This is a genomic window from Kitasatospora sp. NBC_01287, from assembly GCF_026340565.1.
GTDB lineage: Bacteria > Actinomycetota > Actinomycetes > Streptomycetales > Streptomycetaceae > Kitasatospora.
On sequence record NZ_JAPEPB010000001.1, the window covers coordinates 6,171,419 to 6,197,639 of the forward strand.

General features: G+C 72.1%; 26 protein-coding genes. 17 read left to right on the plus strand and 9 right to left on the minus strand.

The annotated features are described in order from the left end of the window. The first annotated feature begins 4 nt into the window (after positions 1 to 4). From OG455_RS26695 to OG455_RS26720, 6 genes are all read left to right on the plus strand, one after another. Positions 5 to 3,424, plus strand: coding sequence for a S41 family peptidase (locus OG455_RS26695; protein ID WP_266300967.1), 3,420 nt, complete (start codon positions 5 to 7; stop codon positions 3,422 to 3,424). Between the two features lie 104 nt (positions 3,425 to 3,528). Continuing rightward, positions 3,529 to 3,882 carry a histidine triad nucleotide-binding protein gene (locus tag OG455_RS26700; protein ID WP_266297884.1) on the plus strand — a complete coding sequence of 118 codons (354 nt, stop codon included), beginning with the start codon at positions 3,529 to 3,531 and terminating at the stop codon, positions 3,880 to 3,882. Between the two features lie 4 nt (positions 3,883 to 3,886). Beyond that, positions 3,887 to 4,804 carry a ribonuclease Z gene (locus tag OG455_RS26705; RefSeq protein WP_266297886.1) on the plus strand — a complete coding sequence of 306 codons (918 nt, stop codon included), beginning with the start codon at positions 3,887 to 3,889 and terminating at the stop codon, positions 4,802 to 4,804. 168 nt (positions 4,805 to 4,972) lie between these two features. Next, positions 4,973 to 6,103 (plus strand): PhoH family protein, encoded by a 1,131-nt coding sequence (locus OG455_RS26710; protein ID WP_266297888.1) that lies wholly within the window; start codon positions 4,973 to 4,975, stop codon positions 6,101 to 6,103. 14 nt (positions 6,104 to 6,117) lie between these two features. Beyond that, positions 6,118 to 6,612, plus strand: coding sequence for an rRNA maturation RNase YbeY (gene ybeY / locus OG455_RS26715; RefSeq protein ID WP_266297890.1), 495 nt, complete (start codon positions 6,118 to 6,120; stop codon positions 6,610 to 6,612). Between the two features lie 4 nt (positions 6,613 to 6,616). Next, a complete protein-coding gene (locus tag OG455_RS26720; protein ID WP_266297892.1) occupies positions 6,617 to 7,951 on the plus strand; it encodes a hemolysin family protein in 1,335 nt (444 codons plus the stop codon). 147 nt (positions 7,952 to 8,098) lie between these two features. Here OG455_RS26720 and OG455_RS26725 read toward each other — a convergent pair whose 3' ends face one another. After that, positions 8,099 to 9,577, minus strand: a complete 1,479-nt coding sequence (locus OG455_RS26725) for an MFS transporter (protein WP_266297894.1) — start codon at positions 9,575 to 9,577, stop codon at positions 8,099 to 8,101. Positions 9,578 to 9,724: 147 nt separating this feature from the next. Here OG455_RS26725 and OG455_RS26730 point away from each other — a divergent pair, with 147 nt between their 5' ends. Beyond that, entirely contained in the window at positions 9,725 to 10,534 is an 810-nt protein-coding gene (locus OG455_RS26730) for a helix-turn-helix transcriptional regulator (RefSeq protein ID WP_266300968.1), read from the plus strand. Between the two features lie 24 nt (positions 10,535 to 10,558). Here the strand turns inward: OG455_RS26730 and OG455_RS26735 are convergent, their stop codons facing one another. The 5 genes from OG455_RS26735 to OG455_RS26755 form a co-directional block, all read right to left on the minus strand. Then, positions 10,559 to 11,122: a hypothetical protein gene (locus tag OG455_RS26735; RefSeq protein ID WP_266297895.1), complete on the minus strand. Its 564-nt coding sequence runs from the start codon at positions 11,120 to 11,122 to the stop codon at positions 10,559 to 10,561. Between the two features lie 318 nt (positions 11,123 to 11,440). After that, positions 11,441 to 12,292, minus strand: a complete 852-nt coding sequence (locus OG455_RS26740) for a helix-turn-helix transcriptional regulator (protein ID WP_266297896.1) — start codon at positions 12,290 to 12,292, stop codon at positions 11,441 to 11,443. Continuing rightward, positions 12,289 to 12,810 carry a DUF6879 family protein gene (locus OG455_RS26745; RefSeq protein WP_266297897.1) on the minus strand — a complete coding sequence of 174 codons (522 nt, stop codon included), beginning with the start codon at positions 12,808 to 12,810 and terminating at the stop codon, positions 12,289 to 12,291. Before OG455_RS26745 ends, OG455_RS26740 begins: the two co-directional genes overlap by 4 nt. Continuing rightward, positions 12,794 to 13,018, minus strand: coding sequence for a hypothetical protein (locus tag OG455_RS26750; protein WP_266297898.1), 225 nt, complete (start codon positions 13,016 to 13,018; stop codon positions 12,794 to 12,796). The genes OG455_RS26745 and OG455_RS26750 overlap by 17 nt, the downstream gene beginning before the upstream one ends. A 109-nt stretch (positions 13,019 to 13,127) precedes the next feature. Next, positions 13,128 to 13,775, minus strand: coding sequence for a DUF6879 family protein (locus OG455_RS26755; protein WP_323185580.1), 648 nt, complete (start codon positions 13,773 to 13,775; stop codon positions 13,128 to 13,130). A 222-nt stretch (positions 13,776 to 13,997) separates the two neighbouring features. Here OG455_RS26755 and OG455_RS26760 point away from each other — a divergent pair, with 222 nt between their 5' ends. The 4 genes from OG455_RS26760 (at position 13,998) to era (ending at position 16,952) form a co-directional block, all read left to right on the plus strand. Continuing rightward, a complete protein-coding gene (locus OG455_RS26760) occupies positions 13,998 to 15,071 on the plus strand; it encodes a Scr1 family TA system antitoxin-like transcriptional regulator (RefSeq protein ID WP_266297899.1) in 1,074 nt (357 codons plus the stop codon). Positions 15,072 to 15,339: 268 nt separating this feature from the next. Beyond that, positions 15,340 to 15,693, plus strand: a complete 354-nt coding sequence (locus tag OG455_RS26765; RefSeq protein ID WP_266297900.1) for a cytidine deaminase — start codon at positions 15,340 to 15,342, stop codon at positions 15,691 to 15,693. A gap of 77 nt (positions 15,694 to 15,770) precedes the next feature. Continuing rightward, on the plus strand, positions 15,771 to 15,923 hold the full coding sequence (locus tag OG455_RS26770) for a hypothetical protein (protein ID WP_266297901.1): 153 nt from the start codon (positions 15,771 to 15,773) through the stop codon (positions 15,921 to 15,923). A gap of 87 nt (positions 15,924 to 16,010) precedes the next feature. After that, the gene (gene era / locus OG455_RS26775) at positions 16,011 to 16,952 is read left to right on the plus strand and encodes a GTPase Era (protein ID WP_266297902.1); all 942 of its coding nucleotides are present in this window, start codon (positions 16,011 to 16,013) and stop codon (positions 16,950 to 16,952) included. 63 nt (positions 16,953 to 17,015) lie between these two features. Here era and OG455_RS26780 read toward each other — a convergent pair whose 3' ends face one another. Then, positions 17,016 to 17,972: a LysR family transcriptional regulator gene (locus OG455_RS26780; protein WP_266297903.1), complete on the minus strand. Its 957-nt coding sequence runs from the start codon at positions 17,970 to 17,972 to the stop codon at positions 17,016 to 17,018. Positions 17,973 to 18,067: 95 nt separating this feature from the next. On the opposite strand from OG455_RS26780, the gene OG455_RS26785 reads away from it, so the two are divergent. Both OG455_RS26785 and OG455_RS26790 read left to right on the plus strand, forming a co-directional pair. Further along, positions 18,068 to 19,090: a DMT family transporter gene (locus OG455_RS26785; RefSeq protein ID WP_266297904.1), complete on the plus strand. Its 1,023-nt coding sequence runs from the start codon at positions 18,068 to 18,070 to the stop codon at positions 19,088 to 19,090. A gap of 174 nt (positions 19,091 to 19,264) precedes the next feature. Further along, positions 19,265 to 20,734, plus strand: a complete 1,470-nt coding sequence (locus OG455_RS26790; protein ID WP_266297905.1) for a hypothetical protein — start codon at positions 19,265 to 19,267, stop codon at positions 20,732 to 20,734. 89 nt (positions 20,735 to 20,823) lie between these two features. Here the strand turns inward: OG455_RS26790 and OG455_RS26795 are convergent, their stop codons facing one another. Together OG455_RS26795 and OG455_RS26800 are read right to left on the minus strand one after the other, a co-directional pair. Then, complete coding sequence (locus OG455_RS26795; RefSeq protein WP_266297906.1) at positions 20,824 to 21,129, minus strand: protealysin inhibitor emfourin; 306 nt, start codon at positions 21,127 to 21,129, stop codon at positions 20,824 to 20,826. 149 nt (positions 21,130 to 21,278) lie between these two features. Then, entirely contained in the window at positions 21,279 to 22,328 is a 1,050-nt protein-coding gene (locus OG455_RS26800) for a M4 family metallopeptidase (protein WP_266297907.1), read from the minus strand. A 304-nt stretch (positions 22,329 to 22,632) separates the two neighbouring features. On the opposite strand from OG455_RS26800, the gene leuA reads away from it, so the two are divergent. The 4 genes from leuA (at position 22,633) to OG455_RS26820 (ending at position 25,973) form a co-directional block, all read left to right on the plus strand. Then, complete coding sequence (leuA, locus tag OG455_RS26805) at positions 22,633 to 24,423, plus strand: 2-isopropylmalate synthase (protein WP_266297908.1); 1,791 nt, start codon at positions 22,633 to 22,635, stop codon at positions 24,421 to 24,423. An 82-nt stretch (positions 24,424 to 24,505) separates the two neighbouring features. After that, entirely contained in the window at positions 24,506 to 24,865 is a 360-nt protein-coding gene (locus tag OG455_RS26810) for a hypothetical protein (protein ID WP_266297910.1), read from the plus strand. Continuing rightward, positions 24,862 to 25,113, plus strand: coding sequence for a hypothetical protein (locus OG455_RS26815; RefSeq protein ID WP_266297913.1), 252 nt, complete (start codon positions 24,862 to 24,864; stop codon positions 25,111 to 25,113). The genes OG455_RS26810 and OG455_RS26815 overlap by 4 nt, the downstream gene beginning before the upstream one ends. 239 nt (positions 25,114 to 25,352) lie before the next feature. Next, entirely contained in the window at positions 25,353 to 25,973 is a 621-nt protein-coding gene (locus OG455_RS26820; RefSeq protein WP_266297915.1) for a TerB family tellurite resistance protein, read from the plus strand. The last annotated feature ends 248 nt before the right edge of the window (positions 25,974 to 26,221 follow it).

Sequence of the window (26,221 nt, forward strand, 5' to 3'; positions counted from 1 at the left end):
GGTGATGGAACCCGAGAGCACCTCAGCGAGCGCTTACCTGCGCCACCCGCACCTGCACGGCGACCTGGTCACCTTCGTCGCCGAGGACGACATCTGGCTCGGCCCGCTGGACGGCGGCCGGGCCTGGCGGCTGACCGCCGACCGCTCCCCGGTCTCCCATCCCCGCTTCTCCCCGGACGGCCGCCTGATCGCCTGGACCTCCACCCGGGACGGCTCGGCGGAGGTCTACGTCGCCCCGGTCGACGGCGGCGACGCCAGCCGGCTCACCCACTGGGGCCACACCGGCCGCAGTCGGCTGCGCGGCTGGACCCCGCGGGGCGAGCCGGTGGCGATCACCAGCGCGGGGCAGTCGACGTCCCGTCACACCTGGTCGTTCGCGGTCCCGTTGGACGGCGGGCAGCCGAGCCGGTTGCCGTACGGGCCGATCGGCGACCTGGCGTTCGAGCAGCCGGGCGGCGGCGACCGGGTGCTGCTGCTCTCCGTGGTCAGCATGGAGCCGGCCCGCTGGAAGCGGTACCGGGGCGGCACCGCCGGCCGGCTCTGGCTGGGCACCGAGGGCGGCGAGTTCGCCAGGGTGCACGAGGGGATGGACGGCAACGTCGAGTCGCCGCTCTGGGTGGGGGAGCGGATCGCGTTCCTGAGTGACCACGAGGGCAGCGGGCAGCTCTACTCCAGCCGCCCCGACGGTTCGGACCTGCGCCGCCACACCGACCTCGGCGCGCCGTTCTACGCCCGCAACGCGAGCACCGACGGCACCCGGGTGGTCTGGCACAGCGGCGGCGACCTGTGGCTGCTGGACCGGCTGGACGGCGAGGCCGAGCCCCGGCGGCTCGACGTGCGCCCGGCCGGCCCGCGCACCGGCCGCCGCGCCTACCCGCTGCCCGCCGCCGGGTGGATCAGCTCGGCCGCCCCGGACACCACCGCGCGCGCCGCCGCCGTGGTGGTGCGCGGCACCGTCCACTGGCTGACCCACCGCGGTGGCCCGGCCCGCGTGCTGGACGAGACCCCGGGAACGCGGGCCCGGCTGGCCCGGGTGGTGCCGGCCGCCGCCGAGGGCGGTCCGCAGGGCGCGCTCTGGGTGACCGACGCCGAGGGTGAGGACGCCCTGGAGTACGCCCCCGACGTGCTGGGCGCCGAGCGCCGCCGCCTCGCGGCCGGCGAGCTGGGCCGGGTGCTCGGCCTGCTGATCGCCCCCGACGGGCGGCAGGCCGCGGTGGCCGCGGCCGACGGCCGGGTGCTGCTGGTGGCGCTGGCCGACGGCGCGGTGCGGGAGCTGGCCCGCAGCATCGACGGCGAGGCCACCGGGCTGGCCTTCAGCCCCGACTCGGCCTGGCTGGCCTGGTCCCAGCCGGCCCTGGGGCCCTGGTCGCTGCGGCAGATCATGCTCGCCGAGCTCGCCTCGGGCACGGTCAGCGAGGCCACTCCGCAGCGATTTGTCGACACATCGCCCGCGTTCACCGCCGACGGCAAGCACCTCGCCTTCCTCTCGCTGCGCAACTTCGACCCGGTCTACGACGCGCACAGCTTCGACCTGGGCTTCCCCACCGGCGCCCGGCCGTTCCTGATCACGCTGGCCGCCGAGACGCCCTCACCGTTCGGCCCCCGGCGCGGCGGACGCCCCGCCGACGGGAGCGAGGAGGGCGACGAGGTGATGACCGAGGCGGTGGCGCAGGCGCCCGAGGAGGCCGAGGAGGCCGAGGCACCGCCCGCCGAGAAGCCCGACGAGAGCGTCGAGCCCACCGGCGCGGAGTCCGCCGACGGCACCGACGGCACCGACGGCACCGACGGCACCGACGCCGACACCAACGCCGACACCAACGCCGACGCCGCCGACGGCACCGGCGCCGCCGAGCGGTCGGACGTGCCCGCCACCACCGTCGAGCTGACCGGGCTGGCCGACCGGATCGTCCCGTTCCCGGTCGAGGGCGGCCGGTTCGGCAGCCTGCGCACGACCAAGGACGGCGTGCTGTGGACCCGGTTCCCGGTGGTCGGCGAACTCGGCGACGACGCCGCCACCCCCGAGGACGAGCGGCCCGGCCCGGTGCTGGAGCGCTTCGACCTGGCCAAGCAGCGCGCCGAGCAGCTGGTGGAGAGTCTGGAGGCCTTCGCGGTCAGCGGCGACGGCAGCCGGCTGGCCGTGCTGGACGGCGGCGAGCTGCGGATCGTCCCCGCCGACCGCAAGGCCGGCGAGGACGACGAGGTGCGGGTGGACCTCGGACGGCTGCGGGTCACCGTCGACCCGGCGGCCGAGTGGCGGCAGATGTTCGAGGAGAACGGCCGCCTGATGCGCGACAACTACTGGCGGGCCGACCTGGGCGGCGTCGACTGGCCCGGCGTGCTGGACCGCTACCGCCCGCTGGTCGCGCGGCTCGGCTCGCACGACGAGCTGGTCGACCTGCTCTGGGAGGTGGTCGGCGAACTGGGCACCTCGCACGCCTACGTCACCCCGCACGCCCGCGGCGCCGCCGCCTCCCGCCCGCAGGGCCTGCTCGGTGCCGACCTGGCGCGCGACGGCGAGGTCTGGCGGATCGCCCGGATCCTGCCCGGCGAGTCCTCCGACCCCAGGGCCCGGTCGCCGTTGCTGGCCCCCGGGGTGGCGGTGCGGGCGGGCGACGCGCTGCTCGCGGTGGACGGCCGCCCGGTCGACCCGGTCACCGGCCCGGCCCCGCTGCTGGCCGGCACCGCCGGGCAGCCGGTCGAGCTGACCGTCCGTCACGCCGACGGGACCGTGCGGTACCCGGTGGCCGTGCCGATCGCCGACGACGAGGCGCTGCGCTACCACGACTGGGTGGCCGGCCGCCGGGCCGAGGTGCGCCGGCTCTCCGCCGGACGCCTGGGCTACCTGCACATCCCGGACATGCTGAGCGGCGGCTGGGCCCAGCTCCACCGCGACCTGCGGGTCGAGCTGGCCAAGGAGGGCCTGCTGGTCGACCTGCGGGAGAACCGCGGCGGCCACACCTCGCAGCTGATCATCGAGAAGCTCTCCCGCCGGATCGTCGGCTGGGGTGTGGGACGAGGGCTGGCCACCGCCGAGCCCTACCCGGGCGAGGCGCCGCGCGGCCCGGTGGTCGCCCTGGCCGACGAGCACGCCGGCTCGGACGGCGACATCGTCAACGCCGCGATCCAGGCCCTGGGCATCGGCCCGGTGGTCGGCACCCGCACCTGGGGCGGGGTGATCGGGATCGACGGCAAGTACGGCCTGGTCGACGGCACCGGGGTGACCCAGCCGAAGTACGCGGTCTGGCTGGAGGGCTACGGCTGGGACCTGGAGAACCGCGGCGTCACCCCGGACGTCGAGGTGGCGATCGCCCCGCACCACTGGGCGGCCGGCGAGGACCCGCAGCTCGCCGAGGGCGTGCGGATCGCGCTGGAGCGGCTGGCCGCCACGCCCGCCAAGACCCCGCCGCCGCTGCCCGAGCTGTGACGCACCGACGGCTCGCCGCCTGGCGTTTCCACGCAGGCGCTAGGCTGCGAGCCGTCAGATCCCAGTACCGTCAGATCCCAGTAGCTGAGTGCGAGGAGCGTGTGATGGCCGGCGAGCCGCAGGCGGACTGCCTGTTCTGCAAGATCGTGGCGGGCGGGATCCCGGCCACGGTGGTCCGCAGGACCGAGCGGACCCTCGCCTTCCGGGACATCAAGCCGCAGGCCCCGACCCACGTCCTGGTCGTCCCGCACGCCCACTACCCGAACGCCGCCGAACTGGCCGCCGCCGAGCCGCAGGTCGCCGCCGAGCTGCTGACCGAGGCCGCCGCGGTCGCCGCCGACGAGGGCATCGAGGCCTACCGGCTGATCTTCAACACCGGCGCCGGAGCGGGCCAGACGGTCTTCCACGCGCACGTCCACGTGCTGGGCGGCAGGCCGCTGCGCGAGGGAATGGTCTGACCCGGTGTCACAACGCGAACTCGTCGTCCTCGGCACGGCCAGCCAGGTGCCCACCCGGCACCGCAACCACAACGGCTACCTGCTGCGCTGGGACGGCGAGGGCCTGCTCTTCGATCCGGGGGAGGGCACCCAGCGGCAGATGCAGTACGCCGGGGTCTCGGCCACCGACCTGACCCGGATCTGCGTCACCCACTTCCACGGCGACCACAGCCTGGGCCTGGCCGGGGTCATCCAGCGGATCAACCTGGACCAGGTCCCGCACCCCGTGCACGCCTACTACCCGGCCGGCGGCCAGGTCTTCTTCGAGCGGCTGAGCCAGGCCACCGCCTTCCACCAGAGCGTCGCGCTGACCGAGCACCCGATCACCGAGGCCGGGGTGCTGGCCGCCGAGGGCGCGGGATTCACGCTGGAGGCGATGCGGCTCTCGCACCCCGTGGAGGCCTTCGGCTACCGGCTGACCGAGCCCGACGGCCGCCGCCTGCTGCCCGCCAGGCTGGCCGAGCTCGGCCTGCGCGGCCCGGCGGTGGGGCGGCTGCAGCGCGAGGGGAGCGTCGAGCTGGACGGGCGCCGGATCACCCTGGACGACGTCAGCGAGGTGCGCCGCGGGCAGCGCTTCGCCTTCGTGATGGACACCCGGCTCTGCCCCGGCGCCGAGGCGCTGGCCGAGGGCGCGGACCTGCTGGTCGCCGAGGCCACCTTCCTGGCCGCCGACGCGCACCTGGCCGAGCAGCACGGCCACCTCACCGCCGGGCAGGCCGCGCGGCTGGCCGCCGAGGCGGGCGTGCGGACGCTGGTGCTGACCCACTTCTCCCAGCGCTACCCCGACCTGGCCGGCCACCTCGCCGAGGCCAGGGCGCACTTCGACGGCGAGCTGGTGATCGCCGAGGACCTGGCCCGCGTCCCGGTGCCACCGCGCCGGTGACGGGCCGAAATCGGGTGGCGCCCCAGGGGGAACTGGCCCACCATCGATCGGGCCGCGTCACAGCGAACACGTGCGCGGCGTACCCTGGTGACCCCGGAACCGACCGAGCGGCACCCCGAGACACGGATGGGATGAGGCAGGCCTCAGCGCCGACCCATGAGCGAACCGATGAGTGACACCGCACAGACCGGCGCCGCGGGCAGCACCCACGGCGGCAACGGCTCGACCGCCCGGATCGTGATCCCCGAGAAGCACCCGATGGTCACCCTGCTCGGTGCCACCGACTCCCTCCTGAGGGTGATCGAGCGCTCCTTCCCGGACACCGACATCCATGTCCGGGGCAACGAGGTGACCGCGACCGGCGAGAGCTCCGACATCGACCTGGTCAAGCAGCTCTTCAGCGAGATGATGCTGGTGCTGCGCACCGGCCAGCCGCTGACCGAGGACTCCGTGGAGCGGTCCATCGCGATGCTGAAGAACGCCGCCGCCGACCCGCAGGGCCACGCCGAGAGCCCCTCGGCCGTCTTCACGGCGAGCATCCTCTCCAACCGGGGCCGCACCATCCGCCCCAAGACGGTCAACCAGAAGAACTACGTCGACGCGATCGACCGGCACACCATCACCTTCGGGATCGGCCCGGCCGGCACCGGCAAGACCTACCTGGCGATGGCCAAGGCCGTGCAGGCGCTGCAGGCCAAGGAGGTCAACCGGATCATCCTGACCCGCCCGGCGGTCGAGGCCGGCGAGCGGCTCGGGTTCCTGCCCGGCACCCTCTACGAGAAGATCGACCCGTACCTGCGCCCGCTCTACGACGCGCTGCACGACATGATGGACCCGGACTCGATCCCGCGGCTGATGGCGGCCGGCACCATCGAGGTCGCCCCGCTCGCCTACATGCGCGGACGCACCCTGAACGACGCCTTCATCATCCTGGACGAGGCGCAGAACACCTCGCCCGCGCAGATGAAGATGTTCCTGACCCGCCTCGGCTTCAACTCCAGGGTCGTGGTCACCGGTGACACCAGCCAGATCGACCTGCCCGGCGGCACCCGCAGCGGTCTGAAGGTGGTCCAGGAGATCCTGGCCGACGTCCCGGACATCCACTTCTCCGTCCTGACCAGCACCGATGTCGTCCGCCACAAGCTGGTCGGCCGGATCGTGGACGCCTACGAGCGCTGGGACGCCGAGAACAGCGAGGACGGCGGCGCCCCGGCCGCGGACCGGCCTCCGCGCAAGACCACCGCCCCCCGGGGCCCCCGCAGCCGCGCGCCCCGCCAACCCCATCGCACCGAAAGCTGAGTCGACACCGCTCCATGTCCATCGACATCGCCAATGAATCCGGCTGGGAGGCCGACGAGGAGTCCATCCTCGACGTCGCCCGCTTCGCCCTCGACAAGATGCGGATCCACCCGCTCTCCGAACTGTCCGTGATCCTCGTGGACGCCGAGGCGATGGAGCAGCTGCACATCCAGTGGATGGACCTGCCAGGGCCCACCGACGTGATGTCGTTCCCGATGGACGAGCTGCGCCCGGGCAAGGAGGGCGAGGAACTGCCGCAGGGACTGCTCGGGGACATCGTGCTCTGCCCCGAGGTGGCCACGGCGCAGGGCCTGGCCGCCCCCTCCAAGCACTCGATGGACGAGGAGCTGCAGCTGCTCACCGTCCACGGGGTGCTGCACGTGCTCGGCTACGACCACGAGGAGCCGGAGGAGGAGCAGATCATGTTCGCCCTCCAGAAGCGCATCCTCGACGACTGGCGGGCCGGTCGCGGGCTCTCGGGGATCTCCCCGGCTCCCACCACCCACTGATCCGATGAGTGGTGATAGTACGAGCTTTCTGGTCGGGGCCTGCCTGCTGGTCGTGCTGGGCTGGCTGGCCGCCTGCGCCGAGGCCGGCATCTCCCGGGTCTCCCGGTTCCGGGCCGAGGAGGCCGTGCGGGCCGGTCGGCGCGGCGCGACCCGGCTGCTCACCCTGGCCAGCGACTCGATCCGCTACCTCAACCTGGCCACCCTGATCCGGGTGGCCAGCGAGATGGCGGCCGCGGTGCTGGTCACCGTGGTCTGCGTGCGCAACCTGCACGAGACCTGGCAGGCCGTCCTGCTGGCGTTCGGCGTGATGGTGCTGGTCTCCTTCGTGGCGGTGGGCGTCTCGCCGCGCACCATCGGTCGCCAGCACCCGCTGACCACCGTCACCGCCGCCTCCTTCGTGCTGTTGCCGCTGGCCCGGATCCTCGGGCCGATCCCGCGGCTGCTGATCCTGCTGGGCAACGCGCTCACCCCGGGCAAGGGCTACCGGGAGGGTCCGTTCGCCTCCGAGGCCGAGCTGCGCGCGCTGGTCGACCTGGCGGAGAAGGACGACCTGATCGAGGACGACGAGCGCCGGATGGTGCACTCCGTCTTCGAGCTGGGCGACACCATCGTGCGCGAGGTGATGGTGCCGCGCACCGACCTGGTGATGATCGAGCGGCACAAGACGGTCCGTCAGACGCTCACCCTGGCGCTGCGCTCGGGCTTCTCGCGGATGCCGGTGGTGGGCGACAACGAGGACGACGTGGTCGGCATCGTCTACCTCAAGGACCTGGTGCGGCGCACCCACGTGAACCCCGAGGCGGAGGCCGACCAGGTCGACACCGTGATGCGCCCGGCCGTCTTCATCCCGGACAGCAAGCCGGTCGACGACCTGCTGCGCGAGATGCAGCAGATGCGCTCGCACGTGGCGATCGTGATCGACGAGTACGGCGGCACGGCGGGCCTGGTCACCATCGAGGACATCCTGGAGGAGATCGTCGGCGAGATCACCGACGAGTACGACCGGGAGATCGCTCCCATCGAGGACCTGGGCGACGGCTCGTTCCGGATCACCGCCCGGCTGCTGGTCGAGGACCTCGGCGAGCTGTTCGGCATCGAGCTGGCGGACGAGGACGTCGAGACGGTCGGCGGCCTGCTCGCCAAGCTCCTGGGCCGGGTGCCGATCCCCGGCTCGGCCTGCGAGATCCCGGTGCCCGAGGACGGGGCGAGCGGGCTGGCGGCGATCCGGCTGACCGCCGAGAGCTCGGCGGGGCGGCGCAACCGGATCGGCACCGTGGTGGCCGCGCCGGTCGGCTCGCGGGAGGCGCTCGAACGGGCGGAGGGCGCGGAGTCGGCCTGATCGGCCGCCATCGGTCGTGCCGCGGTCGTGCCGTGGTGGTGCAGCGGTCGTGCCGTGGTCGTGCCGTGGTACCCGCAGGTCCCGCCCTCGCCCCCCAGGGGGTGAGAGCGGGACCGAGCCGGGCCGCCCACCGTTCGCCGGTCGCTCTCAGTCGGCCCTGCGCCAGACCCGCAGCCCCAGTGAGACCAGCAGCGCCACCGCCGCGACCACCACGGCGTCCGTGCCCAGGCCCAGCCGGACGCCGCCCAGGGTCGCCCGGGCGAAGGAGTCGCCGGCCGCCTTGAGGCCGTCGATCCGGGATGCGGCCAGCGCGCTGAGCAGCGGGATGCCCACCGTCAGGCCGACCTGCTGAGTGCTCGTCACCAAGCCGGTGGCCAGGCCCTGCTCGGTGTCGGCCAGGCCGGAGGTGGCGGTGATGCTGTAGGCGACGATCGCCCACAGGTGCCCGAAGCAGCCCAGCGAGCCGAAGAGCAGCACCAGCCAGGTGCCGCCGCCCGCGCCGACCAGCACCATCGCCGCGGTGCAGGCGGACTGGATCACCAGCCCGGCCACCAGCGTCCGGGCGGCACCGAGCCGGCCCACCACCTTGGGCGCCACCGAGCCGCCGAGCGCCGCCGCCAGCCCGATCACGCCGAAGACCAGGCCGCTGGCACCGGGGCTGAGGTCCCGCACCTGCTGCAGGTACAGGGTGGTCAGGAAGATCACCGCGCTCATCATCGAGAAGGTCACCAGACCGCCGATGTTGCCCCAGGCCACGGTGCGCCGGCGCAGCACCCGCAGCGAGACCAGCGGCTGCGCGGTGCGCGACTCGATCACCACGAAGGCGGCCAGCAGCAGCACGCCCGCACTCAGGCCGATGACCACGTCGGGGCGGCCGAAGCCGCTCTGGGCGGCGGTGGAGAGGGCGTAGATCAGGGCCAGCAGGCCGCCGGTGATGGTCACCGCGCCCGGCACGTCGATCCGCGGCCGCTCGGGCACCCGGCTCTCGGTCAGCAGCCGCGGTGCGCCCAGCAGCACGGCCGCGCCCATCAGCACGTTGAGCGCCATCGTGGAGCGCCAGCCGAAGGCCTGGGTCAGCACCCCGCCCAGCAGCATGCCGACGGTGAAGCCCAGTGACATCAGCATCCCGGAGACGCCCAGCGCACGGTCGCGCTCCGGCCCCTCCTTGAAGGTGGTGGTCAGCAGCGCCATGCCGGAGGGCACGATCATCGCCGCGCCCAGCCCCTGCAGCACCCGGCCGACCAGGAAGGAGGTCGGATCCCAGGCGGCGGTGGCCAGCACCGAGGCGGCGGTGAAGGCGGCCAGGCCGATCAGGAAGAGCCGGCGCCGCCCGATCAGGTCGGCGATCCGGCCGAAGAGCAGCAGGAACCCGCCGGAGGGCAGCGCGAAGGCGGTGACGCCCCACTGCAGGTTGGCCTGGCTCAGCCCGAGGTCGGAACCGAGCGCGGGCAGCGCCACATTGAGGATCGAGAAGTCGAGCGCGACCGCGAACTGGGCCGCGCAGAGGACGAAGAGGACGAGCTTGGCCCGGACGCTGAGCCCGGTCGGGGCCGGGGCCGAGGCCGGGGCCGGGGTCTGTGGCGGGGTCTGTGGTGTGGTGGTGGGTGCCGTGTCGGTGACTGCCATGGACCCATCCTCGGGCGGCCCTCGCTGCCGTGGAGAGTGTCTCTTTATGCTGTTGGTATGACCACCAGTCAGGATGCCGCCGCCCTTCAGCCCGCCACCACCAGCAACCCGGCCACCGGCCGCCGCAGCTGTCTGCGCGAGTTCCTGATGAGCCGCCGGGCCCGGGTGACCCCCGCCGAGGCCGGCCTGCCGGACGGTGGCGGCCGGCGCCGCACCCCGGGTCTGCGCCGCGAGGAGGTGGCGGTGCTCGCCGGGGTCGGCGTCTCCTGGTACCAGTGGCTGGAGCAGGGCCGGGAGATCACCGTCTCCCCCCAGGTGCTGGACGCGGTCTCCCGGGTGCTGCGGCTGGACGAGGCCGAGCGGCGCCACCTCTACCTGCTGGCCGGCCTCAACCCGCCGCTGCCCGCCGCCGTCCAGGCCCCGGTCTCGGACGGCCTGCGGCGGCTGATCGAGGCCTGGATGCCTTTCCCCGCCCACGTGTTGGACCCGTACTGGAACACCGTGGCGTTCAACGACGCCGCCGGGATGGTCTTCGGCTACGGCGAGGCGGACACCAACTGCCTGGTCAGCTACTTCATGAGCCCGATCTACCGCGAGCGGGACGCGAACTGGCACCGCAACGCGGCCGCCGTGGTCGGCCAGTTCCGGGTGGCCGCCTCGGAGCGTCCCGGCGACCCCGGCTACCAGCTGATCGTGGACGACCTGATGGCGCAGAGCACGGAGTTCCGCGAGATCTGGGAGCGCAACGACGTCCACGCGGCCGGCCAACTGGGCAAGGTGGTCAACCACCCGACCGCGGGCCAACTCCACTTCGAGTCCACCCAACTGCGGGTCCCGGCCCGCTCCGACCTCACCATCGTCCTGCACACCCCGCTGCCGGACACCGGAACGGCGGAGCAACTGGAGTGGCTGGCCACCCCGGAGGGCCGCCGGACCACGATCCGCCCGGCGGTGTGAGGGGGCGCAGGGGCGCCCGGCGGATCAGTCCAGAACCATGGCGTAGACGGCTTCACCGATCGGTCGGAAGCCACGCCGTTCCCACGCTTGCCGCAGCTTCTCCGATGCTTCCTCGTCCGGCCACCGGACCTCGGGGTCATCGGACTCGTAACTGCACACCTCCCCGGGGCCGTGCTGGAGGTGGATCGGCGCGGGATAGGTCACAGCCACCGTGCCGGGCACCGCGATGCGACGCATCGCGGTGAGCGCAAGGCTCATCCCCACGCTCTGGCCACGCCACTTCTCCTCAACTTCGACCGACTCCAGTAGCAGGAGCATCCTCGGGGCCATCGCGTCGACGGCCGGCGCGAGCCCGCCGTCCTCGGTGAAGATCACGCGGGGGATGCGGTCGAGCATTCCCGGGTCCGCCTCCAGCGCTCGGCGCGGGTCGGGGGTGGCACCTGGGATCACTCGGGTGATCACGGCTGTGCCCACTGTCTCATCCGGCACGTAGAAGCTGATGTGCCAACGATCAGCGCGTGCGGTCCACGTCTCGTCGGCGAACTGCCGTGTCGTGTATTCGATATGGAGCCGGTCAGGGCTGACCATGATCTCTCCTCCGAAGGAGGCAGGTCCCCCGCCGTAGTGCGGCGGGGGACCTGCCGCTGTATCAGGGGCGTCTACTTCTGCGGGCTCGGGCCGGGGTTGGGGCTGGGGTTCTCCGGCGCGGGGTTGCCACGGTGCTTGGGCGGAGCCTTGTGGTCGCCCTTGTGCTTCATCGTGGTAAAGGTGCTCATCGCTGGTTCCTCCTACTCGGTGAGGTGGTGTCGTTTCGGCGGCATCGGGCCCGGTCCCGGGGGTCGGGTGGGGCCAGGGGGCGGCATCGTCATCCCGGTAGCTCTCGACTTCCGTGGTTGGGAAGTCAAGTCAAGCGCTCTCGGGTCTCCGGTTCCAGGCGGTTTCTTGTTCCTTCAAGAACTCGTCCCGAATGCCTTCGATCATGTTCCGCATGGCATCTCCGACAATCGCCGACAGTTCGAAGTTGTCGAACTTCGCGCGGTACAGTTCGATATCCTTCGGCTCGGTCGTCGTGATCTCGGCATGCGGAATCTCAACGATCACCAGACGGCTGTCGTAGACAATGAACGATGATGTTGACACCTCGCTCATCGGTGCGGAGAGCGGCACGATCCCCAGCCACACATTTGGAAGCCTGGACAGAGTGGTCAGCCGGTCGAGCTGTACCGCCATTTCTGGCGGTGACAGCAGCCGCCAGCGGAGCACGGACTCAGTGATCAGATACCGGAAGGACCTGGTGGAGTCGAACAGTGCGGACTGCCGGTGGAGTCTCGCTGCCACCGTCCGGGTCACTATGTCCTCGGTCAGCTCCTTGCGATCCAGAATGGCGCGGATGTACTCGGGCGTCTGGCACAGCCCGGGGATGCAGGAGGGCTGGAACACGCGTTGAACCGTCGTATCGGATTCCACGGCGCGGATGGCGTCCTGATGGTGGTGAAGACCGGTGCGCCGGTAGGAGCGCCATGCGATCGCCTCGGTGGCTTCCCGGCGGGCTACCTCGATGAGCCCGGCCCGGACCTCGTCCGAGACGCCCAGGGCCGTCAGGATGCGGTCGGCATCCATGACGCTCGGGCTGAGCTTGCCGGTCTCGATCCGACTCAGTTTGGACGGCGACATGGCAGCGCTGCGGGCGACTGCCTTGGCCTCTTTCCCGCTGGCCTGCCGCAGTTCCCGCAGCGTGCTGCCCATATCGGCGGTCACGTTTTTCCGTACCGCTCCCACCAGTCGGTGAACGGCTCGGCGTGGGCCATCGCCACATCACGCCAACGCTGCCATTGTTCGAGATCAGACTCCTGATCGGCGCCACGGAAGGAACCGCCCTCACCATACGCCATGGAGACGATCGAGGAATCATCGAACATCCAGAAATCGAGTACGCCTGCGAGCGGATTGGATCCGTTCGTGACGTCCAGGATGAAGAATTCCTCGCCCGCTGTCTGGTTGGTCCGGTACCCCCAGTCCAGCTCGTACCTCAGGTAAGGACTGAGGGGACGGGAGAGCACGTGCACCCGGTACATGCGCCGCCCGGCGTCCGTGTTGCGCTTCACCTGGGCCAACCACGCGGAATTGTAATCGTCCGGCTTCTGCTCGCCGGCGAGGTACGCCCGCAGGTTGTCGACGCTCGAAGAACCGGTGTAGTCATCCAGACCTTCGAGGCGGAACGCCTCCCGCTGGAAGCCGTCGAAAAGCGCTCCGAAGGCCTCAGGTGAGATATTCACGCGCCACCCGCTTCAGGAGTGACAACGGGATGCGCACCGCCGTCTCCGTATCGGGGAGCCGCATCGTGTCGAGTGCGTCCGGGTCGTCCACTTTGAACCCCTGCACGATCACGTCTTCGGGTTCCGCCATCCTCGGATCCGTGTCGATGGCCCACACGGTCGGACATGGCCCGTGCTCACACTCGCTCGCCAGCTCTTTCAGCTTCACGCTGTTCTCCTCAAGTCGGCGTTCCGGGCCCATGCTCTCGGCTCTGGTACGCCCGGGGCAAGGCCGGTGTGTTGTGGCAACGCGAAATCGGGCGTTCGGAAGTCGGTGCTCACTCGCCGGATGGTGCTTCAGCTCTGAAGTCCCGGTGAGGTGCGGCGAAGTGCCAAGCTGCGTCACGGACCTGGCAGGCACGAGCCACCTGCACTGGATCCGTGATCAGCTCCACACCCGTCAGATCGTCATCGGCGTCGAAGTGGAGCAGCGCGATAACGCGCGAGTCGAACAGCCAGGCGTCTTCGTCCGGAAGGCGCAGCCGGTCGGCATCGGCACGCCAGAGGTAACGGATGTCCTCTCCGACAGCGCTGTTCCGTTCGGCGTTGTCGAGAAGGTACCGCTGCCCCATGGTCGGAGGGCTGTCCATGATCCTTACACGCTCGAATCGCTTCCCCGAGGCGGTCTGTTCGCGGCGCGAGCGGCGCCAGGCGTCGTCCAGGTCCCAGCCCGCCGGCTGACTCGCGGTGAACCGCCGGCAGATGTCGGTCCGTTCGTCGGAGCGGTGCCGGCGACGCGTCTCCAGTCGGAAGGCCGTGTGCTCGAATGTCTCGAACATGTCGTCGAACTGTTCGAAGCTGATCAGCATCGGCTCTCGATCGGCGTCGCGCGGCGGGAAGTCGGCCAGCAGCTCGCGTGGCACGATGACGAGTCCCTCCCCGGCTTTGGCGTTGTGGAGTTGGGTCACCTCATCGGGGTCGGTCACTGCTTCACCTTGCACCAGTACTTCCCCGGCGTCGATGTCTTCGTAGTGGGCGTGTGGGGCATCCCTACTCCGAACGGGTGTACTTTCGGCCATCCGCTGCGCGTGGTTGTTGCGCACTGCTACCAATTGCTTGCAGTGGGTGGCGCGGTGATGAATTCCGCTTCTCCGGAGGCAGGTTGGCGTCCGCGTGCCCAGCGGATCTCATGAGCGAGAGGTACGCCCATGGCGAGTCGACGTTCCACCGAGCACCTGCCGCTGACGCCCGAGGCCTTCGGCTGGCTCCTGCGGGACTGGCGGGAGTTCCGGAAGATGAAGATCGCGCCGCTGGCGCGGCTGATCCCGTGCGACGCCTCGCTGCTGTCGCGCTTCGAGGCGGCGGAGCGGTTCCCGCGCGAGGACTACGTGGTGCGGCTGGACGAACTGCTGGAGGCGGGCGGGTTCCTGCTGCGGGCGTGGCGCGATGTGGACTGGGACCGGGAGGTGGTGCACCCGGACTGGTTCAAGCTGTACGCCCGGCTGGAGGCGGCGGCGGTCCTGGTGAGGGGGTATGACGTCGAGCGGATTCGAGGCCTGCTGCAGACGCCTGAGTATGCGCGGGCGCTCTTCCGTTTCAGTCGGCCGGACGCGGACGAGCGGGAGATCGCGGCCAGCGTCGCTGCTCGAATGAGTCGACAGAAGCGCTTTCTCGTCAAGGACGGCCCGCAGTTGGTGGCCGTCCTTGACGAGGCGACGCTCTGGCGTCCCGTCGGCGGTCTGACGGTGATGCGCGAGCAGCTCCAGAACCTGCTCGACGTGGGGGAGCACTGCCCCAACGTCATCATCCAGGTCGCCCACTTCGGTATGGAGGAGCGGACCGGCATGAGCAACAGCCTGACCCTCCTGACCCTCCCGGGAGCGGAGGAGTGGGCCTATTCGGAGACCATGAGCAAGGGGTACTTCGTTACCGACTCCGAGACCCTGAAGGAGCGTTCGCGGTTCTATGATCGACTCAGGGCGGAGGCACTGTCCGCACCGGACTCCGCCCGTCTGATCCGCGCCGCGATGAGAGGGTTCTACAACGTGAGCATCCCCAGGCAGCAGCAGCCAGTTCTGTACTCGCACCGCAAGGCGGACTGGCGGACCAGCAGCTACAGCGGAGGCGACGGCGGCGAGTGTGTCGAGGTGGCGTTGAACCTCGACGGTGTCGTCCCGGTGCGGGACAGCAAGGACCGGCAAGGGCCGGCGCTGGCGTTCGACGCCCAGGCGTGGGCGGCGTTCACCCGTGGCGTCGTGGGTGGAGAGTTCGGCGCGGCCTGACGGACCGTCAGTCACGGGTTGGCGGGCGCGTCGCGGCACACCGTGCCCGATCCGACGCAGAGCTGTGGTTCGCCGGTTCGTGGCGGGAAATGACTTCAGCCGCTCGCCAGGGCCAGGACGAGCAGTGCCGCCGCCGTGGCGCGGCTGGTTCCGGTCCGCAGGTCCATCCGGTTCCCCCTGGTCGGTAGGTCGCCGCGTAGCCTCCCACGGCGGCGGCGCGCTGGTTCGGGGTGGTGGACTGCCGTGCCCCGCTCCGGCCGCCCCGCCTATGCTCGGCGGCATGACTGACCTTGATCCCGAAGACCAGAAGCTGCTCACCCTCGCCCGCTCCGCCCGGGCTCGCAACGGCGTCGCGGAGGGCGCGGCCGTGCGGGACGAGACCGGGCGCACCTACGTGGCCGGGACGGTCGAGCTGGCCTCGCTGAAGCTGAGCGCGGTGCGGACGGCGGTGGCGATGGCGGTGGCCAGCGGTGCCAAGGGGCTGGAGGCGGCGGCCGTGGTGACGGCGGGGGAGAGGCCGGCCGAGGCGGACCTGGCGGCCGTGCGGGACCTGGGCGGGGCCGGCGCGCCCCTGCTGCTGGCCGGGCCGGACGGGGTGCTGCGGGTTCGCGTCGAGGCGTGAGGCAGCGGCATGAGGTCCGGACACCCCGTGGCGTAAGTACGAAGAGCGGATAATCTCTCACTCCGAGGGGGTGGGCGATGCTCGGGGTACTCGGGTTCTTCGCGGCGCTGCTGGCCGTGGTGATGGGGATGGGGCGCTGGCACGAGACCGGTTCGCCCTACTGGCTGGGCGGTTCGATCGCGCTGCTGGTGTTCACCCTGATCGGCGCGCTGCAGTCGCGCCGCAAGTGACGCCGGGCAAGTGGCGCGAGGCGGGTGACGCGGCTGGGGAGCGGGGGCTGTCCGGGTCCTTCCGGACGATCAGGGAGAATGGTCCCCATGAGCGACACCCCCTCCTCCCCGGCAGCCCCCTACCGTTCGGGCTTCGCGTGCTTCGTCGGCCGACCCAACGCGGGCAAGTCGACCCTGACCAACGCCCTGGTGGGAACCAAGGTCGCGATCACCTCCGACCGCCCCCAGACCACCCGGCACACCGTGCGCGGCATCGTGCACCGCCCGGACTCCCAGCTCGTGCTGGTGGACACCCCCGGCCTGCACAAGCCGCGCACACTGCTCGGCGAGCGGCTCAACGACCTGGTCCGCAGCACCTGGGCCGAGGTGGACGTGATCGGCTTCTGCCTGCCCGCCGACCAGAAGCTCGGCCCCGGCGACAAGTTCATCGCCAAGGAACTGGCCGAGGTCAAGAAGACCCCCAAGGTGGCCCTCGTCACCAAGACCGACCTGGTCGACTCCAAGCGGCTGGCCGAGCAGCTGATCGCCGTCGCCCAGCTCGGCGCCGAGCTGGGCATCGAGTGGGCGGAGATCATCCCGGTCTCCGCCGTCGGCGACAAGCAGGTCGACCTGGTCGCCGAGCTGCTCACCAAGCTGCTCCCCAAGGGCCAGCCGCTCTACCCGGACGGCGACCTCACCGACGAGCCCGAGCAGATCATGGTCGCCGAGCTGATCCGGGAGGCCGCCCTGGAAGGCGTGCGCGACGAGCTCCCGCACTCGCTGGCCGTGGTGGTCGAGGAGATGATCCCGCGCGAGGACCGGCCCGCCGACCGCCCGCTGCTCGACATCCACGCCAACGTCTACATCGAGCGGCAGAGCCAGAAGGCGATCGTGATCGGTGCCAAGGGCGCGCGTCTGAAGCACGTGGGGACCACGGCCCGCAAGCACATCGAGGCGCTGCTCGGCACCCCGGTCTACCTCGACCTGCACGTCAAGGTCGCCAAGGACTGGCAGCGCGACCCCAAGCAGCTCCGCAAGCTCGGTTTCTGACGGTCCGTCGGATCGAGCCGAAGCCAAGGCCCCCGGGTGATCCCGGGGGCCTTCGCCGTCGCCTCAGGCGCCCGGGCTGATCCCGGGCGCCGGGCGGGGCTCCGGCCCGCCGCCGTCCCGGTGCCGGATCGCCGCGGCCGCGCGGTGCAGATCGGCGAGCACGGTCCGCACGGCGCTCCGCGCGGTGCGCTCGGGGCGGTGCAGCACGTCGATGTGCCGCAGGGCGTGGACGCCGCTGAGCGGTTTGAGGACCAGCGCGGGGTGCGGGCGCGTGGTCCAGCGCGGCATCAGGGCCAGGCCGCCCCCGGCCGCGACCACTTCGGCGACCACGGCGAACTCGTTGATGCGGTGGACGACCTCCAGCCGCCGGTTCGCGGCGATCGCGATGGCGTCGATGGTGGCCACCAGCGGGAAGCCGTCGTGCACGGCGATCCACGGCTGATCCGCGACGTCCTGCGGGGTGAGCCGCCGCTTCGTCGCCAGCGGGTGGTCGGCCGGCATGGCGACGTCCAGGGGTTCGCGCAGCAGCGTGGTCGCGGTGACGCTGCGCGGCCACGGCGGCGCGGTGCCCAGGTGGTGGGCGAGGACGAGGTCGTACTCCCTGGTCAGCCGTGGGAAGTGGTCCTGTTCGACGTCCTCGTCGGCGAGCGAGAGCCGCGGGCCGGGCCCCGGGGCGACCCGGCTGCCGCGCAGCAGGAACGGGAAGAAGGTCGAGGCCGCGCTGTGGAAGGCCGCCACCGACACGCCCGCGTCCGGCCGGTCGACGAACTCGTCGATGGTGTGGCGCGCCCGCGCCAGCGCGGTCTCCACCTCGATCGCGGCCCCGGCCAGGGCCTGCCCGGCGTCGGTGAGCACCAGCCGCCGCCCCTCGCGCTCGGTGAGCGGGACCGCGATCGAGCGCTGCAGCAGGCGCAGTTGCTGCGAGATCGCCGAGGGCGTCATCAGCAGTGCCTCGGCGACCGCGGTGACACTGCCCAGCTCGCCGAGCTCCCGCAGGATCCGCAACTGCCGTTCGTTCATCCGCACAGTGTAGGGAGAGACGGTGCAGGGATACTTAAAGGTCCTTGAAGAAGCTCGCCCTTGGCTTCACTGTCCGCCTGGTGCAGCGTGGGGCCGTGTTCCGAACCCGCCGCACTGACGCAGTGCTCCTCCTCGTCGCCGCCGTCTGGGGCTCCAGCTACCTGGCCGCGAAGACGGCCACCCACGCGCTGCCGGTGCTGGTGGTGCTGTTCGCGCGCTACCTGCTCTCGGCGGTCGTCTGCCTCGCCCTGGTCGCCGCCCGCCGTGAGCGCGGGCGCGGGCGGGGGTGGGGGCTCCGGCGGCGGCGTGGACGTGTACGCGGGCGCGGGCTCTACTCGCGGGACGAGATCCGGATCGGGGCGCTGCTGGGAGGCACCCAGGCGGCCGTCCTGGTGACGGAGACGTACGGCGTCGCGCACACCAGCGCGGCCAACGCCGGCCTGATCATCAGCCTCACCATCGTGCTCACGCCGCTGCTGGACCGTGCGCCGGGCGGGGACCGGCTGCCGCCGCGCTTCTTCGCCGCCGCCCTCGTGTGCCTGCTGGCCGTCGGAGTGCTGATGTCCGGCAGCGGCTTCCACGCGCTGCGGACCGGCGACCTGCTGATGCTCGCCGCCGCGGTGCTGCGCGCGGCCCACGTCGCACTCGTGGGCCGGCTGACGGACGGGCGCGCCGTGCGGCCGCTGCAACTCACCACCGTGCAGACGGTCGTCGGCGCCGCGCTCTTCGTCGGGCCCGCCGTCGGCGGACTGCCGGCCCTGGGCCGCGCCGGCGGCCCGGTCTGGGCCCAGCTGGTCTACCTCGCGCTCTTCTGCAGCGTGTTCGCGTTCCTCGCCCAGACCTGGGCGGTGCAGCGCGGCTCCGCCAGCCGGGCGAGCCTGCTGCTGGGGACCGAACCGGTCTGGGCCGTCGCTGTCGGCATCGGGCTCGGGGGTGAGCGGTTCACCGTCCTCGCCGCCCTCGGTGCGGCGCTCATGGTCGCCGGGACCTACTGGGGGCAGGCCATCGAGAGCCGCAGCCGCAGTAGTAGCCGCAGTCGTCGTCAGGGGGCAGGCGCGGCAGGCGCGGCCGCCCGGCCGCTCGCATCGGCTCTGTACGTGCCGGGGGAGCAGAGCTGACACACCGCCAGGCAGCCGCGTCGGACGGCCGCCCGGGCGGTCCGGAGGGACGGACGGCCGCGCGTGGGCGGCCGCGGGCTCATCCCTGGCCCCGCGGCCGCAGTTATTTTTACCCCCCTTGACCAACTCTTGGCAAGGATTTGACGAAAGTTAAGGAGTTCATATCATCATCGAGTGCAGCGCAATGTGATCGACGGCGTCCCCGTCTACTGGTCCGAGCAGCCCGGCCCGCTCGAAGCGGCCCTCGTCTTCGGATGCGGGGTGCGCGACGAGACCTTCCGGACGCTCGGCGTGACCCACCTGGTCGAGCACCTGGCGATGAGCACCCTGCCCAGGCTGCACCACGAGCACAACGCCTCGGTCGACCTGGAGGTCACCGACTTCACCTGCACCGGCCGCCCCGAGCAGGTGACCGCCTTCCTGGAGCGGGTCTGCCTGGCCCTGGCCGACCTGCCCACCGACCGGCTGGCGCAGGAGGCCGGTGTGCTCGCCGCCGAGGGCAGTGCGGCGGCGCATCCCACCGTCGGCGCGCTGCTCAGTCACCGCTACGGGATCCAGGGGCCGGGGCTGGCCCCCTACGTCGGGCCGGGCCCGGACCGGATCCCGCTCGACGCGCTGCACGAGCACGTGCGCCGCTTCTTCCACGCGGGCAACGCCGCCCTGGTGCTGAGCGGCCCGCCGCCCGCCGGGCTGCGCCTGCCGCTGCCCGGCGGGGTCCGCCCGGAGCGGAGCGCGTTCCGGGCGCTGCCTGTCGCCACCCCCTCCTGGCGACAGGACGAAGCGCCTTCGGTCGGACTCTCGGTCCACGTCGGACTGGGCGACCAGGCGGCGCAGTTGGCGCTGGCCGTGCTGGCCGAGCGGCTGCGCCGGGCGGCCCGGCACGATCAGGGGCTCAGCTACGAGGTGAGCATCGACGCGGTGCTCACCGGAGTGGATGTGGGCGACCGGGTGATCCACCTGGACGCGCGGGAGGGCGAGGAGGCGCGGGTCGCCGAACTGCTCTGGACCGAGGCGCGCCGCCTGGCCGCCGACGGCCCGACCCCCGCCGAACTGCTGGAGGAACTCACCGCGCTGCGCGAGCTCTTCGCGGACCCCCGGGCCGAGCTGGGGGCGGTGGGCGGTCGGGCCACCGCCGAGCTGCTCGACTACACCTTCCGCGGCGGAGCGGAAGTGCTGGCCACCGTCGAGGAGCTGACGGTCGGTCAGATCGCCGCTGCGTTCGGCCGGGCGTTGCGGACCGCCCTGCTGGTCGTCCCCCGCGACACCGAACTCGATCTGGCGCAGGCCGGGTTGCCCGCGCACCGGTGCGACCAGAGCCTTCCGCTGCCGCGCGGTGTCCGGGCGTTGCGGCCGAGCCGGCTGGACCGGCTGCTCAACAGGAGGGCCCGCGTCATGCGGCTCTGGGGCGGCGAGGGCGGCCTGCTGCTGCGCGATCCGGACGGCGAACTGCACGCGGTGGACTACCGCGACGTGGTCGGCGTCGAGGAGCGCGGGGCCGGGCGGGTGGTGTACGGCGTGCAGGGCTGCGTGATCGGGGTGCTGCCGGAGTACTTCCCCGGGCTGGCCCCGGTGGCGCGGGCGGTGGACGCGGCGGTCCCGGCGGTGCTGCGCTACCCGTCGAGCGCGTTCCACTCGGCGGACTGACCGACGCCGGAGCGCTGCCGGAGCGCTGCCGGGCCGCTGCCGGGCCGCCGCCGGGCCGTCCGTGCGCCGGGCGGACCCCGCCGGCCCGCTCACCCCGGTGAGGCGACCCAACCGCTCTCGGGCGGCAGGGCGGTGCCCTGGTGCAGGATCAGCGAGACCAGCTCGCGCTGCGAGTCGGTCAGCCGGGGATCGGCGCAGTACACGGTGCGGCCGTCCACGGTGATCGCGTAGTGGTAGCCGTCCGGCACCCCGTACCCGGGGGCCCGGGCGGCGCCGGCCACCGCCTCGCGGGCCAGCGCGTGCACGTGCGGCGCGTCGATCCGGGCGGCGGTGTCCAGCTCGGCCCGCAGGGTCTGACCGCTGAAGCCGCCGCTCCTGGTCACCTGTATACGCATGGTCGCCAGTGTGCTACTCAGCGGTTCCCCATGCTGGGATTTTCCTGAGAACGCCTCAGCTGCGTGTCGTCGCACGGGAAGTCGCCCGCCCGGCTGCCCTGGCCCGGCTGCCCTGGCCCGGCCCGCCCGCGCCCCGCGGGCGGGCCCGGTCAGCCCACCGGCAGCCCCACCCGCTTCCAGGCCCCGGCCACCGCCTCCGGCACCGGCCCCTCGCCGAACCTGGCCCGGGCGGCGGCCAGGGTGGCCCGGGCGAAGTCGGCGAAGCCGGCGTCCGGGCGCAACTCGGGTCCGGTCAGCGCGTCGTACCAGATCCGCCCGGCCCGCTCCCAGGCCGCGCCGCCGAGGTCGACCGCGAGCAGCTGGAACGCCCGGTTGGGGATGCCGGAGTTGATGTGCACCCCGCCCTGGTCCTCGGCCGTCTCCACATAGCCGTCCATCGAGCCCGGCTGCGGATCGCGTCCGAGCCTGGGGTCGTCGTAGGCGGTGCCGGGCGCCTTCAGCGAGCGCAGCGCCACCGCGCGCACCCCGGGGGCGAAGAGTCCGGCGCCGATCAACCAGTCGGCGTCCGCGGCCTGCTGACCCAGCGCGTACTGCTTGGCCAGGGTGCCGAAGACGTCGGCCACCGACTCGTTGAGCGCGCCGGACTGGCCGTGGTAGGCGAGCCGCGCGCTGTACTGGACCAGCCCGTGGGCCAGTTCGTGGCCGATCACGTCCGGGCAGCCGGTGAAGTCGCCGAAGACGGTGCCGTCGCCGTCGCCGAAGACCATCCGGCGACCGTCCCAGAAGGCGTTGTCGTAGCCGGTGCCGTAGTGCACGGTGGCGTGCAGCGGCAGGCCGGCGCCGTCCACCGAGCGGCGGCCGTAGACCTCCAGGAGCAGCGCGAGGGTGGCGCCGAGGCCTTCGTAGGCGCGGTTGACGGCCGGGTCGGCGGTCGGCGGGCCGCCCTCGGTGCGCACCGTGTGCCCCGGCAGCCGCTCGGCGTGCCCGGCGTCGGCGATGGTCCGCCCCGGCCGCCCGCTCGCCTCGGCCGCTCCCGCCGTCGCCCCCGGTGCGCCGGGCGGGGGGAGGGCGGCCCGGGCCGTGCGCAGCGCGGCGTCCACCGCCCGCGAGCGAAGGGCGCCTTCGTCGCCGAGGTCGGCCAGCCGGTCGAGCAGGTAGGGCGGCACGATCGAGCAGAGGGGTGCGGTGAGCTGGGTCATGGCACCCAGGGTGATCAGTGCCGGACCCACTGTCACGCAGGCGCCGTCTCAAGGGGTGGAAATGTCGCGATGCCCGCTTCGGCATCGCGGGGGCCTCGGTTACTCTGGTCCACATCATGCGTTACGGGCTGCTTCTTCTTAGCTGCCGCGGCGAGGGCCTGTAAGACCATCGGAGGCCGGCTCCCTCGCCGCGGAGTCTGTGTTGTGCGCATGCGTGGATCGCTGAGCGCCGCACGAGTCGGCCCGTCGGGTGAGCACCACCCCGACCAGCCCGCATCCGAAGAGAAGCCGAGAGTCTCACCACATGACTGAGCAGTCCTCCGTCGCCCGTGCCTTCATCGAGCTGCCGACCCCGGTCACCGCTGACACGGTCCGCCAGCAGCCCTCCGGGATGCCCTTCGAGCGGTACGTACCCTTCGGCACCGTGGACCTGCCCGACCGCACCTGGCCGGGCAAGCTGATCACCAAGGCGCCGCGTTGGCTCTCCACCGACCTGCGCGACGGCAACCAGGCGCTGATCGACCCGATGTCGCCGGCCCGCAAGCGCAAGATGTTCGACCTGCTGGTGAAGATGGGCTACAAGGAGATCGAGGTCGGCTTCCCCGCCTCCGGTGCCACCGACTTCGACTTCGTCCGCTCGCTGGTCGAGGAGGGCGCGATCCCCGAGGACGTCACCATCTCGGTGCTGACCCAGGCCCGCGAGGACCTGATCGAGCGCACCGTGGAGTCGCTGGTCGGCGCCCCGCGCGCCACCGTGCACCTGTACAACGCCACCTCGCCGCTCTTCCGCCGGGTGGTCTTCAAGGGCAGCAGGGACGACATCAAGCAGATCGCGGTGGACGGCACCCGGCTGGTGATGGAGTACGCGGAGAAGCTGCTGGGCTCCGGCAGCGACGCGACGGTCTTCGGCTACCAGTACTCGCCGGAGATCTTCATCGACACCGAGCTGGACTTCGCGCTGGAGGTCTGCGAGGGCGTGATGGACGTCTGGCAGCCCGGCGAGGGGCGCGAGATCATCCTGAACCTGCCCACCACGGTGGAGCGGTGCACGCCGAACGTCTACGCCGACATGATCGAGTGGATGTCGCGCAACCTGTCGCGCCGCGAGTTCGTCGCGCTCTCCACCCACCCGCACAACGACCGCGGCACCGGCGTCGCCTCCGCCGAGCTGGCCGTGATGGCCGGGGCCGACCGGGTCGAGGGCTGCCTGTTCGGGCAGGGCGAGCGGACCGGCAACCTGGACCTGGTGAACGTCGGGATGAACCTGTTCTCGCAGGGTGTCGACCCGATGATCGACTTCTCGAACATCGACGAGATCCGCCGTACCTACGAGTACTGCAACCAGATGAACGTCCCCGAGCGCCACCCCTACGCGGGCGACCTGGTGTACACCTCCTTCTCCGGTTCGCACCAGGACGCGATCAAGAAGGGCTTCGACGCCCTGGAGGCCGACGCCAAGGCGGCCGGGGTCCCGGTCGGCTCGTACACCTGGGGCGTGCCGTACCTGCCGATCGACCCCAAGGACGTGGGCCGCAGCTACGAGGCCGTGATCCGGGTCAACAGCCAGTCCGGCAAGGGCGGCATCGCCTACGTGCTGAAGAACGACCACAAGCTGGACCTGCCGCGCCGGATGCAGATCGAGTTCTCGAAGACCATCCAGGCCAAGACCGACGCCGAGGGCGGCGAGGTCACCCCGGCCGACATCTGGGCGATCTTCCAGGACGAGTACCTGCCCACCCCGGGGAACCCGTGGGGCCGGATCTCGCTGCGCGAGCAGCAGAGCCTGACCACCGAGGACGGCCGCGACGCGCTGGCGGTCGCGGCCCTGGTGGACGGCGCCGAGGTCGAGCTGACCGGCTCCGGCAACGGCCCGGTCTCCGCCTTCACCCACGCGCTGGCCGGCATCGGCGTGGACGTCCGGGTGCTGGACTACGCCGAGCACGCGCTGAGCGAGGGCGGCGACGCCCAGGCCGCGGCCTACGTCGAGTGCGCGGTCGACGGCCAGGTGGTCTGGGGCGTGGGCATCGACGGCAACACGGTGCGCGCCTCGCTGAAGGCGATCGTCAGCGCCGTCAACCGGACGGCCCGGCACTGACTCATTCCTTCGTGGCCTGTCGTCCGTACCGGGCGGCAGGCCGCTGCCGTAGGGTGGCCGGGGCCCACTCCAGGAGGACCGGATGACCACACAGCCCGAGCACTTCGCCGGCGAGCGGATCCCGCGGCCCGAGAAGACGCCGGACGCGCTGCGGATCGCTCTGGCCAGGTTGGCGCCGCACCGCCTGGCCGAGATGGAGAAGCAGAAGAACGAGGCCTTCGCCCTCGCCACGCAGTACGACACCCTCGGCCCGCTGCACGGTTGGCTCACCATCTGGGCCGGCGAGGTCGAGATCGAGCGGCGCCCCGACCTCTACGAGCGCCGCCGCCGTGCGGAGGAGAGCGTCCAGCACACCTCGGGCAAGGACGATCCGCATTTCCGGAAGGGCATGGACGAACTGCTGGCCGTCCTCGACGAGGCCCGGCGGGCGGTGGAGGAGTGAGCTGGGCCTGGGAGTACGACCCCAGCATGGAGTACGTGGCGGCCGGGGCGCCGTCAGCCCTGCTCAAGGAGGTTGAGAAGCTGGCCGACGAACTGGTGCGGGCAGCCTCGGCGTTCTACCTCGACGGGACCGGCTATCAGGGCGATGGCCCGAAGGGCCAGGACGCTCTGCTGCCGGGCGGGATGTTCGTCTATCTGATCGTTCCTCGGCACGAGCGCCTCTACATCCGCCAGATCACCGCGTGGTAGTTCGACCCGCTGGGAACTGATGTGTCCTGGGCCACATTTTTTCCCTTCGGCACCCGTTCGAGGTGCTGACACCGCCCGGCAACCGTGGCACCATCGACGAACCGGAAACGGGGGTCGGTGGGACGGCCGCCGCCTCCGGTCGCGTGACCTGCTCGTTGTCGTGCAGGCCGCCTTGCCAGGTCTGGGGAGTTGGCGCCGTGACACGGTTGTGGGGTGTTCGCCCTCGGTGGCGGACGGATGTGCTCGGTGACTTCTTCTGCCCGGGCTGCGGCGGAGACCGCAACTACCGCCGGCAGCACGGTCGACGGTGGCTGCGGTTGCTCGGCTCCCCCGTACTGCCGCTCGGCCCGGTGCTGGCCGGCGTGCAGTGCACCAACTGCCTTGGCAGGTACGGCCTGGAGAGCCTTGAGCAGCTCACCAGCGGGCGGCTGACCGCGCTGCTGCGGGACGCCCAGTACACCATCGCGCTCGCCCTGCTCGCGGCGGGCGGGACCAGCTCGGCGGCGGCCCGCGCCGAGGCCGGCGAACTCGTCCGGGCCGCCGGCTTCGAGGACGGCGGCGAGGCCCAACTGCTCGCCGCGCTGGCCGCGCTGCTCGGCGTCGACGCCGGTGAGCCGCTCGACCTGGGTGCCACCGACGGGCTGCTGGTCGAACTGCACGCCGCGCTGGAGCCGTTGGCCCCGCACCTGGCCCAGCAGGGCCGTGAGCGGCTGCTGCTGCAGGGCGCCAGGATCGCGCTGGCCGACGGCCGCTACCTGCCGCAGGAGCGTGCCGCCCTGGCCGCGGCGGGCGGCTGCCTGCGGCTCTCCGCGACCGTGGTGGACCAGCTGCTGGAGGCGGCCACCCGCACCGCGCACTGACCACCAGCACTGACCACCAGCACTGACCACCCCCGCACTGCCCGCCCGCGCCGCGCGCACCGACCCACCGCACCCCTGAGCCGGGCCCGGCTCGCCCTCCTCGGCCGTCGGCCGGGAGGCTCCCCCCACCCCCGGGCCCGCCGCGTCCCGCACCGGCTCCCCCCTGTACCCGGTGCGGGCACACGGCTGCCCGCGGCCCGGGAGACCGCCCGCGGGCCGGAGCGCCCGCCCGGTGCGGGACAATGGGG